At 41.0% G+C, this 13,150-nt stretch carries 14 protein-coding genes; 6 read left to right on the forward strand and 8 right to left on the reverse strand.

Features of this window, described 5'->3' with window-relative positions:
• Positions 1 to 145 precede the first annotated feature (145 nt).
• Positions 146 to 682 (forward strand): hypothetical protein, encoded by a 537-nt coding sequence (locus tag Xish_RS09175; protein WP_244185967.1) that lies wholly within the window; start codon positions 146 to 148, stop codon positions 680 to 682.
• Positions 683 to 711: 29 nt separating this feature from the next.
• Here the strand turns inward: Xish_RS09175 and Xish_RS09180 are convergent, their stop codons facing one another.
• Positions 712 to 1,137: a DUF1090 family protein gene (locus Xish_RS09180; protein ID WP_099117607.1), complete on the reverse strand. Its 426-nt coding sequence runs from the start codon at positions 1,135 to 1,137 to the stop codon at positions 712 to 714.
• Positions 1,138 to 1,328: 191 nt separating this feature from the next.
• Positions 1,329 to 2,426 carry an ISAs1 family transposase gene (locus Xish_RS09185; RefSeq protein ID WP_099116261.1) on the reverse strand — a complete coding sequence of 366 codons (1,098 nt, stop codon included), beginning with the start codon at positions 2,424 to 2,426 and terminating at the stop codon, positions 1,329 to 1,331.
• 502 nt (positions 2,427 to 2,928) lie between these two features.
• Here Xish_RS09185 and Xish_RS09190 point away from each other — a divergent pair.
• A complete protein-coding gene (locus Xish_RS09190; protein ID WP_099117608.1) occupies positions 2,929 to 4,539 on the forward strand; it encodes a cyclic peptide export ABC transporter in 1,611 nt (536 codons plus the stop codon).
• A 190-nt stretch (positions 4,540 to 4,729) separates the two neighbouring features.
• On the opposite strand, the gene Xish_RS09195 is transcribed toward Xish_RS09190, so the two are convergent.
• Together Xish_RS09195 and Xish_RS19465 are read right to left on the reverse strand one after the other, a co-directional pair.
• On the reverse strand, positions 4,730 to 5,191 hold the full coding sequence (locus tag Xish_RS09195; RefSeq protein ID WP_244185971.1) for a helix-turn-helix domain-containing protein: 462 nt from the start codon (positions 5,189 to 5,191) through the stop codon (positions 4,730 to 4,732).
• Positions 5,188 to 5,406 carry a YopJ family acetyltransferase gene (locus tag Xish_RS19465; protein ID WP_483050727.1) on the reverse strand — a complete coding sequence of 73 codons (219 nt, stop codon included), beginning with the start codon at positions 5,404 to 5,406 and terminating at the stop codon, positions 5,188 to 5,190. The genes Xish_RS09195 and Xish_RS19465 overlap by 4 nt, the downstream gene beginning before the upstream one ends.
• A gap of 244 nt (positions 5,407 to 5,650) precedes the next feature.
• On the opposite strand from Xish_RS19465, the gene Xish_RS09200 reads away from it, so the two are divergent.
• Both Xish_RS09200 and gorA read left to right on the forward strand, forming a co-directional pair.
• Entirely contained in the window at positions 5,651 to 6,493 is an 843-nt protein-coding gene (locus Xish_RS09200; RefSeq protein ID WP_099117609.1) for a 23S rRNA (adenine(2030)-N(6))-methyltransferase RlmJ, read from the forward strand.
• A 205-nt stretch (positions 6,494 to 6,698) separates the two neighbouring features.
• The gene (gene gorA, locus Xish_RS09205) at positions 6,699 to 8,051 is read left to right on the forward strand and encodes a glutathione-disulfide reductase (protein WP_099117610.1); all 1,353 of its coding nucleotides are present in this window, start codon (positions 6,699 to 6,701) and stop codon (positions 8,049 to 8,051) included.
• A gap of 160 nt (positions 8,052 to 8,211) precedes the next feature.
• On the opposite strand, the gene Xish_RS09210 is transcribed toward gorA, so the two are convergent.
• The 4 genes from Xish_RS09210 to Xish_RS09225 all read right to left on the reverse strand — a co-directional run bounded on the left by Xish_RS09210 (position 8,212) and on the right by Xish_RS09225 (position 11,681).
• On the reverse strand, positions 8,212 to 8,766 hold the full coding sequence (locus tag Xish_RS09210; protein WP_099117611.1) for a hypothetical protein: 555 nt from the start codon (positions 8,764 to 8,766) through the stop codon (positions 8,212 to 8,214).
• The gene (locus tag Xish_RS09215; protein ID WP_099117612.1) at positions 8,763 to 9,773 is read right to left on the reverse strand and encodes an AAA family ATPase; all 1,011 of its coding nucleotides are present in this window, start codon (positions 9,771 to 9,773) and stop codon (positions 8,763 to 8,765) included. The genes Xish_RS09210 and Xish_RS09215 overlap by 4 nt, the downstream gene beginning before the upstream one ends.
• A 121-nt stretch (positions 9,774 to 9,894) precedes the next feature.
• On the reverse strand, positions 9,895 to 11,487 hold the full coding sequence (lsrK, locus tag Xish_RS09220; protein ID WP_167383246.1) for an autoinducer-2 kinase: 1,593 nt from the start codon (positions 11,485 to 11,487) through the stop codon (positions 9,895 to 9,897).
• Between the two features lie 77 nt (positions 11,488 to 11,564).
• On the reverse strand, positions 11,565 to 11,681 hold the full coding sequence (locus Xish_RS09225; RefSeq protein WP_141553965.1) for a sugar-binding domain-containing protein: 117 nt from the start codon (positions 11,679 to 11,681) through the stop codon (positions 11,565 to 11,567).
• Positions 11,682 to 12,019: 338 nt separating this feature from the next.
• Here Xish_RS09225 and Xish_RS09230 point away from each other — a divergent pair, with 338 nt between their 5' ends.
• Both Xish_RS09230 and lsrF read left to right on the forward strand, forming a co-directional pair.
• Positions 12,020 to 12,220, forward strand: coding sequence for a hypothetical protein (locus Xish_RS09230; protein WP_099117615.1), 201 nt, complete (start codon positions 12,020 to 12,022; stop codon positions 12,218 to 12,220).
• Positions 12,221 to 12,266: 46 nt separating this feature from the next.
• On the forward strand, positions 12,267 to 13,148 hold the full coding sequence (lsrF, locus tag Xish_RS09235; RefSeq protein WP_099117616.1) for a 3-hydroxy-5-phosphonooxypentane-2,4-dione thiolase: 882 nt from the start codon (positions 12,267 to 12,269) through the stop codon (positions 13,146 to 13,148).
• Positions 13,149 to 13,150 lie beyond the last annotated feature (2 nt).

The raw sequence follows: 13,150 nt of genomic DNA on the forward strand, positions 1-13,150 counted from the left end.
TGTTTATCTATCAGTGTCGTGATGTAAGATGTGGCGATAAAAATGAAGTTGTAAAATTCATAGGGAATAATATCAATTAGTTGATTTTAAAGATTAAAATCCCAAGGCCGTTTTCTCATATCAAATTTGATTATGAAGGGGGGGAATGATGTTTTTCCGTGGTGTCAACAAAAGTAATATGATTATCTTTTCGTTAATGCTGGGAATTGTCATTTTATTTTTTTCTTTTGAAAACAGTAAGTTAGGGATTATTGCTTACGCCGATAAGCATTGCCAGAGAAATACAACCTGTTTGATTGATATGAATAAAATTATTCCTTTTGACTGGGACAAAATGTATATCATCGACAAAGGCATTTCGCCGGAAGATATTGAAAAAATTATCGGGGCAAAGTTTAATTACGAAAACAGCCTTTTTTATAAAATTATTTTTGTCAGAGATCAAAAGGTGATTTATTCAGACGAGTATCATCCACCAGATGAGTCTTATATGAAGAAATTTATTAAGCCTAATTTTTATTATCCCCATGAAAGAGAAGGCGATTATTTTAGTTATTATGCTGTTTCTAAAGATAATTCCATTCTTTCAGTGAAAATTGAAAATGAACCGCTTATGAGTGATAAAATTTATTACAATATCTTCCCCTCTAATGCTCAGCAAATTAGAGGGAAAGAGCTATAAATCTATTGGATGATAAAATAAATACAGGTTTAGATGCAGGCCGTGTTTTGTATGTGGCCTGCACTATTTTCTTTATTTTTTCTTATGTCTACTTTGTTGCTTTTAGAAGATTTGCGAGATTGATTTTTGTTACTTGGCTGTTTCAGTTTCAATGATGGTGAACTGTTCTTGTCAGTTGAATTCCCTGTTGTATTATTTTTTGCATTGTCTTTCGCTGTTTCTGACTTATTGTTTTGTTCTTGCAAAAATTCTTCCAGAGCACATGTGGTTTTTATGTTTTCCAAAGCGCGAGCTAATCCTTTTATCAAATGCTCATCTTTATCTGCTTGAGCATACCGGAGCTGTTTTTCCAACGTTTTTTTCTTAATTTCACATCCCATTTTACCTTGGTTTGCATAGGCAGCACTCATACTGAAAACGATCAATACAGATAAGATCAATGTTTTCGACATCATGAATTATTCCTAAGATTTTGAGGTTATTTATACAAAATTTTATACGCTGATCTCGATTTGATCCTGAAACCCCCTGGGGATTTACAACGAAGAGGGCGAAAAAAGGGTCATGCTCCCAATAGTAAGATTAGTTCTCTCTTCTTATTCGGCTCCCACGCATACCCAGGGCGGGATTCCACTTTGTATTAAGTTTAATCAAATATAAGCTGACTACGGAATTCCGCTGACCACATTGCTCTTCGGCGTTTAGCGGCCTGACTGTCCTTTATACTGGTATTTTGTTTAATCACATTTAATGCAATTCGATTAAAAAGGGCCATTTGTGCCGCCCCATCAGGATCTTTCAGCGAGATTGCATCTTCCCGAAAAGTGACGTCCAAAACCCAGTGCAGCTCATTTTCCACCGACCAATGCTTTCTTATTGCCGTGGCCGCTAGCTCCGCATCTAAAGGGAGTGAACTGACATACCAGCGTGAATCACGGTGAGGGGGGTGGCCTTTCACACTTCGTTCACTGACCACTTCGATAACCGATTGTATTGAAGGCCATTTTGCCTGAAATTCTTCTGACAACGTCGCACTAATTTGCATAACATGACGGAACTCCTCTCGTCCATGACCACTGCTTTTTTCTGTAAATTCAACAAGTTCATGACTTTCATAATGTGCAGCAAAATGGGATTTAACAAACTCAGCCAGACTTTTTTGATTACCTTTGACACCCACAATAAAATCGCCGCCTCGTTGGGTAATTAACTCAAGGGTTTCTTTCTGACAATGCAGGGCATCCATCGTGACTACAGCCCCATCAAGCGCCAATAATTCAATGAGTTGCCTTGCGACTGGGCCTTCTTTCCCTTTACTTTCTGCGACCCGATGATATAGGGCAACACCGGACTCGACATCATAAGCACTGACCACATGGAGGGCTTCAAACAGGGTGCCTTTGCAAGTGCCTCTCATCGTTTTTCCGTCAATAGCGATAAGGCTTCTCCCTGCCTTGACCCGGCGCTGGTTGATCCAGTCATAAAAGGCTTCAACCAGTGCATCCTGCTCTATCATTTTGATAATATTAGCAATACAGTGACGACGAGGAATGCCATGAGTAAAGCGCGTATATTTTTTAAGCCACTCAATTTGTATCTCACCAAACTCTTGAATCGCTTTCCAGCCAGAAGCCCCGCATAACACGGCTGCAAAAGCCAAAAAAATCACATCCATTAACTCATGCTTTTTATTGATATCAGAACGCGGGTCATCGATCTTACTGATAAAGTTAAAAATACTCATTATTACGATCGCTATTTTTATGGAATAGCGTGATCTTATCGTTTTAATGAGAGAAAGAGCTATAAGAAGTTATATTCTGGTCTTTATTTAACCTAAATAGCCTTACTAAATATATGAGATCTCACCCTGCACGCATACCAGAGTCAACGTTGATTTTTCTGAGTGCCGACAAATGACCACTTTGATCGTATTCATGATGTGTTCTCCCGCAACTCAGTGCACCGGATAGCAGGATGACCTTGTTTGTAGCGGAAAAAGGGGGCGTCCATCACATCACTGCTCGTCTGTTTTATGACAATAACGACAAACCACATCAACTTTAGCCATATCTCACCCAGAATAAAAAGCAGGGAATTTATCACAATATCTAATCATTGGGAGAATGACCCAAATAAAGGGCTATTCAATACATAAATAAAGCCAAGTTGATCGTTTATGAAATATAATCAGAAAGGAATTGATGCTTATATTGATAGTACACTAATAATGAGAATAGATTGTTATGAATTTAATTAGGTATCTTTGTGCTCACTCCTGGAAATTATTGTGTTTTTCTATGGTAAGTGCATTAGTAGCTGGAGGTGCTGCAGCCTCACTAGTCAGTCTGGTTAGCAAAGCAATTGAATCTCCTGATCACTCTGTTTCATATATGTTTTTTATATTATGTTTAGTCTATTTTTTTAGTAAATCTACTGCGGAAATTGCGTTGCTACATTTGACTCAATCGGCAATATTATCACTGCGTATTAGTCTCAGTAATAAACTATTGCGAACACCATTTAAAAAACAGCAAGAACTTGGGCGTCATGGTTTGTTAGCTGTTTTAACAAAAGATATTGATGTATTTTTGGAGTCATGTAGGGTTGCACCAGTATTACTTGGTAATATCATTCTTATTGTGGCATGCCTTAGTTATTTGGCTTGGGTCTCTTGGGTGCTATTTTTAATCCTAAGTGTGTGTTTCGTCATACTGATGTATGGATTTAACACTTTAGAGAAAAAACCTTCTCAAATGCTGGATAAGGTTAGAGAACAGGTTGATATAATCTATCTTAATTTTCAAAGTCTTATCAATGGAAATAAAGAACTTCAGCTAAATGCTAATCGTGGTAAATTATTTGTTAATCAAGTTATTATGCATGGTGCTGAAAATCTAAGAAAAATATTTATAAAGGGTCATGCCAGATGGGCATGGTTAGTAAATTCAACAGATGCTATGTTTTACGTGATAATTGGTTTTATGGTTTTTGTAGTGCCTATTTGGTATCCGTCTGAACCAAGCGTTCTTGTCACGGTGGTCTTGGTTATGCTTTTTTTAGTTGGCCCTATTAGTGAAGTTATGGGAGATATACCTGACTTACGCATGGCAGAAGTATCACTGAAAAAAATGCAACAATTAGATAAGGATTTGCAGGGATCTCAATCTGTATATTCTGATATGCCTGACCCTTTCTCAGAAGTAAAAGAGAATAAAGTATTAATTGAATTACAGGATGTTGTTCATCATTATTCAAGCAATACAGAAGATAGCCAATTTATACTTGGGCCACTAAATCTGAAAATACATCGTGAAGAGATTATTTTTATAATAGGCGGTAATGGCAGTGGTAAAACTACATTGGCGATGTTACTGGTGGGATTATTTCAATGTGATTCAGGTGCTATTTTATTAAATGGCGTGGAAATGAATGCGACTAATAATGGTTATTATCGGTGTTTCTTTTCTGCGGTTTTTTCTGATTTTCACTTATTCCAAGAACTGCTCACTGTAGATTCTCAAATTACTGAGCAATCTAATCACTATATTCAGAAATTAGAAATTGGCCATAAAGTAAAAATCGTCGATGGAAAATTTTCTACCATCAATTTATCTACGGGTCAGCGTAAAAGATTGGCTTTAGTTTCGGCTTATTTGGAAGATCGCCCCGTTTATATTTTTGATGAGTGGGCAGCAGATCAAGATCCTGTATTTAAAAAGGTTTTTTATACTGAATTATTACCTGAATTAAAATCTCGTGGAAAAACTGTTATTGTTATTACTCATGATGACTCTTATTTTGGAATGGCAGATAGAGTTGTGAAATTAGAAGATGGTAATATAAAAGATATCTAAATTGTTTATATGGATGCTTAAATTAAGTTGATGTCCATATGTTTATTTTTTGTTGAAAATAAATTTGACCGTTTATAGCATTTTTATATCGAATTATTTTTTATATGAGGGATGTATATGACGAACGCTATCTTTAGAAAATTAGAATCTGATGTACGTAGTTATTGCCGAAATTTTCCTGCAATTTTCTCTAAGGCAAAAGGTTCAATTTTATATGATGCAACGGGGCGCGAATAAACGGTTTTTGCGGTGTAAATCCCCAGCGTTTCAGGTAGTCGGTCAGGGTTCTTTCGGCCACATTAATCCGCCACATCTGCCAGATGCAGATGTGGCTTGAATAGCCCGACGTCCCCAGTGTGCAAAAGGAAGTTGCATTTGGGGGGCGATTTATCACACAGAAGTTGTTGAAATTTTTCTTCCTGAATGGGGGGCAATAGGCGTTTTTCCATGATGCGGCGACCACGTTGACCTTGCACCAGATCCTCATTGCTCCCTTTTTCAAGGCCCTGACCCAAATACAAATCGTGTTGTAGTTAATGCCTAAAGCGGCGGCAATCGTCTGCCGTGAAACGCCTTCCTGATACATTCGTATCACGAATTGTCGGTTATATTGCTGTATCTTAGGTGAAAGTTGTCGAGTATTTTTCTTCATGACTCATCGAGCCAATGTAGCACCGCTTCAGCAAGACTAAGCCTTTTTTCTTCAATAGAGTTACTGTAGGTACGTTTTTTTTCGTCAATTGTGCGGGTTACTTCATGGCGCTTATATCTGTCTATCAATGTCTCTCTTCTTCCTGGCTGCTTATTCGCTTTCATATCCTTGATTTCATCAAAATGACTTTTGAAGTAATCATTATGGTCATGTATTCAAAGCGTTGATCCCCCTCGAACATAATATTCACGTTCAATGGAAGAACAACACCTTGAATACATGACCCTTTAACCTACATTTACTCTTTTTAAGATGCGATGACAGCACTTACTTTGTTACTATGCTTTGTCGTGTTTTAGTGCTCGTGCAATGAATTGTGGAGTATGCGTGGGGTAATAAAATGACTTTTTCACCTTGTGTAGAACTAAAATATATTAAAAATCAATAGGAAATAAATTAATGTTAAGTTATCGCCACAGTTTCCATGCCGGCAACCACGCTGATGTGTTAAAGCATACAGTGCAAAGTCTGATCATTGAGTCGCTTAAAGTAAAAGAAAAACCTTTCCTATATTTGGATACCCACTCTGGCGCAGGGCGCTATCATTTGAGTAGAGAACATGCCGAGCGCACGGGAGAATATCTGGAAGGTATTGCCCGTATTTGGCAGCGTGATGATATCCCCGAAGAATTGGCTGCGTATATGGATGTTGTGAAGGCGCTGAATCCACAGGGTTCTTTGCGTTATTACCCTGGTTCTCCGCTGATTGCCCGTCACTTATTGCGTGAGCATGATGAACTTAATCTGAGTGAATTGCATCCTAGCGATTTTCCGCTGTTACGTACGGAATTCTCCCGCGACAGACGCGCCCGTGTTCTGCGGGAAGATGGTTTTCAGCAGTTGAAATCAAAACTGCCGCCAAAAAGCCGTCGTGGATTTGTACTGATCGACCCGTCTTATGAATTGAAATCGGATTATCTGAATGTCGTTCAGGGTATTCAGGAAGGGCATAAGCGCTTTGCTACAGGTACTTATGCATTGTGGTATCCTGTTGTTCTGCGTCAGCAGATTAAACGCTTGATGAAGGGGCTGGAAGCCGCTGGTATTCGTAAGATTTTACAAATTGAACTTGGTGTGCGCCCTGATAGTGATCAACGTGGTATGACGGCATCAGGCATGATCGTCATTAATCCACCGTGGAAATTAGAACAGCAGATGAAGGCCGTATTACCTTGGCTACATCAGGTACTGGTTCCTGAAGAAACAGGACATACCTTAGTGGAATGGATTGTTCCCGAATAAGGTAAAGGTTCAATATGGCGTCATTATAAATGTATTGTTATTCAATTGATTACCTATGAAAAAACTGTGGCGCGATATTACTAGATAGCCGTGGCCTATGGCAGCAAGAGTTAGAATCTCCCACCGTCAATGATAACTTTTTGTAATAATGACGTTAGGTTGAACTTGAGCAGTAACTTAATTGATTAGACGGAAGTGACCTAAGATGAGTAAACATTACGATTATATTGCAATTGGTGGTGGCAGTGGCGGTATTGCTTCTATTAACCGTGCAGCCATGTATGGGCAAAAATGTGCCCTGATTGAAGCAAAAGCATTAGGTGGAACATGTGTTAATGTGGGCTGTGTACCAAAGAAAGTGATGTGGCATGCTGCTCAAGTTGCGGAATCTATTCATCAATATGGCCCCGATTATGGTTTTGATACCACCGTTAATCATTTTGACTGGAAAAAACTCATTGCCAGCCGTACTGCTTATATTGATCGTATCCATCAGTCATATGAACGTGTATTGAATAACAATAAAGTTGATGTTATTCAAGGATTCGCCCGTTTTATTGATGCACATACTATCGAGGTTAATGGCGAAAAAATCACGGCCGACCATATCCTTATAGCAACAGGTGGTCGTCCTGTGCGTCCAGATATTCCTGGTGCTGAATATGGCATTGATTCAGATGGTTTCTTCGAGCTTAATGAAATGCCGAGGCGAGTTGCTGTGGTAGGGGCTGGCTATATTGCTGTTGAAATCGCGGGTGTTTTGAATGCATTAGGTAGTGAAACGCATCTGTTTGTTCGTAAACATGCACCTTTGCGCTCTTTCGATCCTATGATTGTGGAAACATTGTTGGAAGTTATCAAAACTGAAGGGCCAACATTGCATACAGAAGCAATATTACAGTCTGTAATTAAACATAGTGATGGTAGCCTGACTGTTAAATTGCAGGATGGTCGGGAGCAGATTGTTGATACGCTAATCTGGGCAATTGGTCGTGAACCGATGACGGATAATCTGAATCTGGCCGCAACAGGTGTTGAACTGAATAAAAAAGGCTATATCCAAGTCGATAAGTATCAGAACACCAATGTTAATGGTATTTATGCGGTTGGTGATAACACAGGAGCGGTGGAGTTGACGCCAGTTGCGATTGCGGCAGGGCGTCGTTTGTCAGAGCGTCTGTTTAATAACAAACCTGATGAGCATCTGGATTACACTAATATACCAACCGTGGTATTTAGTCATCCGCCAATTGGTACCGTAGGTTTGACGGAACCACAGGCAAAGGCTCAGTATGGCGAAGATCAGGTTAAGGTTTATACATCGTCATTCACCGCAATGTACACCGCAGTGACGCAGCACCGTCAGCCATGTCGTATGAAGCTGGTCTGTATGGGAGCCAATGAAAAGATAGTCGGCATCCACGGCATCGGTTTTGGCATGGATGAAATACTGCAAGGTTTTGCAGTTGCGCTGAAAATGGGGGCAACGAAAAAGGATTTTGATAATACGGTTGCTATCCATCCCACGGCAGCGGAAGAGTTTGTGACTATGAGATAGGAAGATGGTGCAGGGAAAGCATTTTCTTATTCTTATGATTTTATGATTAATTGAAAACCACGTTCTATGGGCGTGGTTTGCAATAGATTTTGGCTCTGCCTCATTGGTTTTTGGGTTTGACGGTGACAGAGTTGGCAGCGGCTTGTGTTTAGGGCTTTTATTATTGAGAGGCAGATAGTTCGCTCTTTCTTATTACTGGGCATTGAGTTAATACTCGGTTCCATTGTTGTACAGTCATACAATGTACTTTAAAAGATTTTTTCCATCCTCTTTCGGGGCCTTTTATCCAATCTGTATGCCAAAGTTTATGTTTTAAACCATCAAGTTCGGCAGGTTGTAATGATGATAAACCAATGAGAGTGATATATTGCATAGGTTTGTCTACTATGCCTTGTTCTAAGCTGAGATAGATCAAGCTATCGCGTAGCTTAGGAAATAACTCTTTATTAATAAGGTGGTCGCTTTGCAGCTTGTGTCGGAACTTTGTTTGTTCTTTTTCTTTAAGATGATTAGGGATCACTCCATTTTCAGGATCTTTTATTTCTATTAACCAAAGTTGGTTTGACCATTCGAATACAAAATCGACGGATTTCAGTAAGTGACTGAGACCATGCCCCTCGGAACCTTTTTTATCTAATTTTCTTACTGATTGCGCTTTAGAAAAATCGAAATACAGATCACCTTCAATCCACTCAGGATGCATTTGTGCTGTCATCTTGCATCCCCTAATGAATGTTGAATTTCAAGGTCATATAGACGTAAATATTCATCAGCAATCTTATTGGGTGTCACATCTTTATATTGTTCAAACATATGTTTTATTACACCATCTTGTTTGGTTCTTTCTAGAGCAAAATAACGTATAGGGCTGTTTTGCTGCTTAGCAAACTCCAGTTCTTTCAAAAAAGCATAGTTATGTGTTGCAACGAAGATTTGTACACCTCGTTCGGCGAGCATTACGAGTATTTTCGCGACATTCTGCATTAAAGAAGGATTAAGATTAGCTTCTGGTTCATCCCAAAACAGAGTGTTATCTCTGAATAGAGAGCCATTATGAATGAGTTGCCAAATTAGTGCTAATTTGCGATGGCCTTCAGCGATCAAAGAAATTTCTAATTTAGAATTCCCGGAAGTTAACTGGAATTCTTCTCCATGAAGACTGACACGGCCTCCGACTGTTTTACGAATTAATTCCAGCAAGGGTTGCTCATCTTTAAGTGGCATTCCTTTGCGAGCAGGTAGGTAAGCTTGTTTTACGATGTCGTAATAAATTTCTTCGAATGCCAGTTCATATTTGTCGTATAACGAAATAAATCCAGGAGCAAAGGACAATACTTCTTTTACGGGAATAAAAACAGGTGCTTTAGATAAATTAAGTTGACCTTCTACTTCGAAGAGATGATGACGTGTATTGTCGAATTTAAGGGTAAATGTTTCTTTAAACAGACCACGACGTGAAGTGATATTGACCAATGTACTGGTTGACCCTTTTTGGCGAGCCACTAGTCTGGAAACGTTACCACCACTTGGACGAAAGACATTCGCGAGTTTCTGTTTTAACTCATCGGCATTGTGCCCTTTTTGTTGCACACAATATAACAGTTTCATTAAATGGGTTTTACCGGTTCCGTTTTCACCGATAAAGATGTTTATTCCAGAAACAAATTCAAATTTAATCTGCTTAAAAGCACTAAAATTTGTTAATTCTAAGGTGGTAAACATGGCGCACTCCTATCCGGCTGTTTTTGTAAGAGTAATGGCTTTAGTATGACTGAGCAAGCCGCTACACTTGCTCAATTTTCGCTTACAAATTTCATTTACAACTGGAAATAACAACTGGAAATCACAACCCCGGCGCCTTCCATAATGAAGTTGTGAGCCCATTATCCACCAGATGCAGTTGGTCTGCATACACTGCCTGCCAATCTTCCTTCGCTTTTTGGTAAACCTCACGGTGGCTCAAATTTGGTTGGTATTCCCGCTCCCAACGTACCAATCTTTCTCCTGTTGCGGGCAATGAATCATATAAGCCAGCACCAACGCCTGCCGCAATGGCACAACCTAATGCCGTTGCTTCTTTAACTACTGGCACGCGAACAGGCAGGCCGGTAACATCCGATAGAATTTGGCTCCAGAGTTTGCCTTTTGAGCCACCACCTGCAAAGACCAGTGAATCTGGTTGGACGCCAGAGAAAGCCGAAACCATATCGAGGTTACAGGCCGAGACGATAGCTGCGTTTTCTTCCAGTGCCCGAAATAGCGTTGCTTTGTTGCATTTTTCCGGATCAATCGAGAGATTGAGGAAAGATGGCGCAGCGTGATACCACGATTTAAAGCGCATGACATCGGAGAAAATCGGCATGATACCATAGGCACCGGCAGGAACCCTTGCCGCCATATCTTCCAGCAGATTATAGGCATCAACGCCCAGTCGTTCCGCCAGTAATTTTTCTTCTGCGCAAAAAGCATCGCGAAACCAGCGCATAGTGAGACCAGTAAAGAAACTAATGGATTCTGCTTGTGCCATGCCGGGAATAACGTGCGGGTTGATGCGGATGTTCATGTTTGGATCGGTGATTGGTTCAGGCAGGTTGACGACTTGCTGCCAGAATGTTCCGCCAAGTACTGCGGTTTGGGCGGGTTTAACGACACCAATACCAAGACAGCCGAGTTGAACGTCTCCACCGCCCATAATCACAGGGATGCCGCTGTTCAGGCCGCATTCTGCCGCTGACTTTTCCGTGATATAGCCGAGCAAGGTTCCCGTTTCTTTGACGGGAGAAAGGAGGTCAGAGCGTAGTCCTGCCATTTCTAACAAACTTGGGCGCCAGTCGCGGCTGGCTAAATCGAGCATGCCGGTTGTTCCCGCATTAGAGGGATCAACGGCCAGTTCGCCACTGAGCATATAAGCCAGCCAATCGCTGATCATGGTTAAGGTACTGGCTTGTCGATAGATATTAGGACGGTGATGTGCCAGCCAAAGCAGGCGCGGCATTGCCCCCAATGCCAATGTTTGGCCGGAATAGCGGTAGACGTCATATTCAAAGGTATTATTGTAAAGCTCTTTCAGTTCTCTAACTTCATGACTGGAACGGGCATCTACATTGGCGCATGCCCAGATAGGATCGCCATCGCGATTATAAAGGACAATACCTTCCCGCATTGAACAGGCGGCAATGCTTTGAATTGCATTGGCGGGCAATTCCGCCTTGTGCAGTGCCTGTCGAATACATTGGCAGGCCAGTTGCCAGTTATTTTTCAGATCGAATTCCATCGAACCCGTAATATTCGGTACAGGATGGTGTATCCATTCAGCTTGTCCAACGGAAACCTGATTCCCTTCGAGATCAAATATAACTGCACGGATACTGCCAGTTCCGGCATCAAGCGCCATCAAATACTTCCTTGATGGATGAGCATGAGTGCGTTGATTCATAATACTATCCTCATCTGTCGTTATCTTTGTTCGATATGGCACAGGGAATGGATAGATATATAAGCATTATTAGTCGATCAAGTTAGCATTGCCTTCACGGTTTGTTCTTCTGTCACCAATGAGTTGGTATAACCCCCTTTCAGTGCAGCAACGATAGCGTCTGCTTTTTCGACACCACCTTTGCGGCCAAACATCCATTGCTCCATCGCCGATATAGCCGGAATGCATGATGGTTTCTTCGGATAATACGCTTTTCTCTGATACTGATTGTTTCTTATTTAATTTGATCGACATAATAATTTCTTTATCCACGAAGAAAGAATAAGAATAAATATCTCTAATGTACTAGAGTCTTATCGCAAAATTTGAACATATTTAAATGTAGATCTGATTTTTTCACAAAATGTGATCTGATTATTGAAAAAATCTTAAGTTTTTCATTAGAGTATTGAGAAAATGTTTTTAAAATAAATAAGTGTTCAATTTCATATCGGTGCCAGAAACGCAAACCTAAAATTTCATGAGGTACGTGATGTCACAGAGCGATACTGCCACTAATACCAATGATCCGTCTTGCCTGAATCCAACTAACAATACTCCGCTTTTAGTTGCTCGTGGGATCAGTAAGCAGTTTTCTGGCTTGATGGGGTTAAAGCAGATTGATTTCGTGTTGGCTCCCACTAAGGCACATCAAGATTTCACCAAAGACAATATCAATCAGTTCGATTTCTAATTCATGGGGCTAGTACGCAGCCCCTGACACCTTTCTGGAGGGAGAAATGGCAGATTTAGATGATATCAAAGATGGTAAAGATTTTGGCATTAATACACCGCAACAGAACACGCTGTTTGGACTGAAAGGCTGTGGTGCGCTGGATTGGGGTATGCAGTCCCGTTTGTCACGTATTTTCAATCCCACTACCAATAAAACGGTAATGTTGGCATTTGACCACGGTTATTTTCAAGGTCCAACTACGGGTCTGGAACGTATTGATATCAACATCGCCCCGCTGTTTGAACACACCGATGTGTTGATGTGTACCCGTGGTATCCTGCGCAGTCAGGTTCCGCCTGCAACCAATAAACCAGTCGTTCTGCGTGCGTCTGGAGCCAACTCGATTCTGACTGAACTGTCCAATGAAGCTGTTGCGGTGGCGATGGAAGATGCACTTCGCCTCAATGTCTGTGCGGTTGCGGCACAGGTTTATATCGGTTCAGAGCACGAACACCAATCCATCAAGAACATTATTAAGCTGGTGGATCAGGGAACACGTTATGGCATGCCAACAATGGCAGTGACGGGTGTCGGTAAAGATATGGTGCGTGACCAACGTTATTTCTCGCTGGCGACTCGCATTGCCGCCGAAATAGGGGCGAACATTATCAAAACCTATTATGTCGATAGCGGCTTTGAACGAGTGGTGGCGGGCTGTCCAGTGCCGATTGTGATTGCAGGTGGTAAGAAATTGCCGGAACTGGATGCGTTGAATATGTGCTATCAGGCGATTGATCAAGGAGCATCTGGTGTGGATATGGGGCGCAATATTTTCCAGTCGGAAGCACCGGTTGCGATGCTGAAAGCTGTGCAAGCAGTGGTGCATCATAATGAGAAACCGGCTCAGGCTTATGAGCTTTTCCTGAGTGAGAAAGCCAAGGGGTAATA

The organism is Xenorhabdus ishibashii (genome assembly GCF_002632755.1).
Taxonomy (GTDB): domain Bacteria; phylum Pseudomonadota; class Gammaproteobacteria; order Enterobacterales; family Enterobacteriaceae; genus Xenorhabdus; species Xenorhabdus ishibashii.

Bases quoted from the DNA above. Each gene is read 5' to 3' on its own strand.
- Xish_RS09185 (WP_099116261.1), bottom strand. From the start codon at position 2,426: ATGAGTATTTTTAACTTTATCAGTAAGATCGATGACCCGCGTTCTGAT.
- Xish_RS09215 (WP_099117612.1), bottom strand. From the start codon at position 9,773: ATGTTTACCACCTTAGAATTAACAAATTTTAGTGCTTTTAAGCAGATT.
- lsrK (WP_167383246.1), bottom strand. From the start codon at position 11,487: ATGAATCAACGCACTCATGCTCATCCATCAAGGAAGTATTTGATGGCG.
- Xish_RS09190 (WP_099117608.1), top strand. From the start codon at position 2,929: ATGAATTTAATTAGGTATCTTTGTGCTCACTCCTGGAAATTATTGTGT.
- Xish_RS09175 (WP_244185967.1), top strand. From the start codon at position 146: ATGATGTTTTTCCGTGGTGTCAACAAAAGTAATATGATTATCTTTTCG.
- Xish_RS09230 (WP_099117615.1), top strand. From the start codon at position 12,020: ATGTCACAGAGCGATACTGCCACTAATACCAATGATCCGTCTTGCCTG.
- Xish_RS09195 (WP_244185971.1), bottom strand. From the start codon at position 5,191: ATGAAGAAAAATACTCGACAACTTTCACCTAAGATACAGCAATATAAC.
- Xish_RS09225 (WP_141553965.1), bottom strand. From the start codon at position 11,681: ATGTTTGGCCGCAAAGGTGGTGTCGAAAAAGCAGACGCTATCGTTGCT.
- Xish_RS09210 (WP_099117611.1), bottom strand. From the start codon at position 8,766: ATGACAGCACAAATGCATCCTGAGTGGATTGAAGGTGATCTGTATTTC.
- lsrF (WP_099117616.1), top strand. From the start codon at position 12,267: ATGGCAGATTTAGATGATATCAAAGATGGTAAAGATTTTGGCATTAAT.
- gorA (WP_099117610.1), top strand. From the start codon at position 6,699: ATGAGTAAACATTACGATTATATTGCAATTGGTGGTGGCAGTGGCGGT.
- Xish_RS09200 (WP_099117609.1), top strand. From the start codon at position 5,651: ATGTTAAGTTATCGCCACAGTTTCCATGCCGGCAACCACGCTGATGTG.
- Xish_RS09180 (WP_099117607.1), bottom strand. From the start codon at position 1,137: ATGATGTCGAAAACATTGATCTTATCTGTATTGATCGTTTTCAGTATG.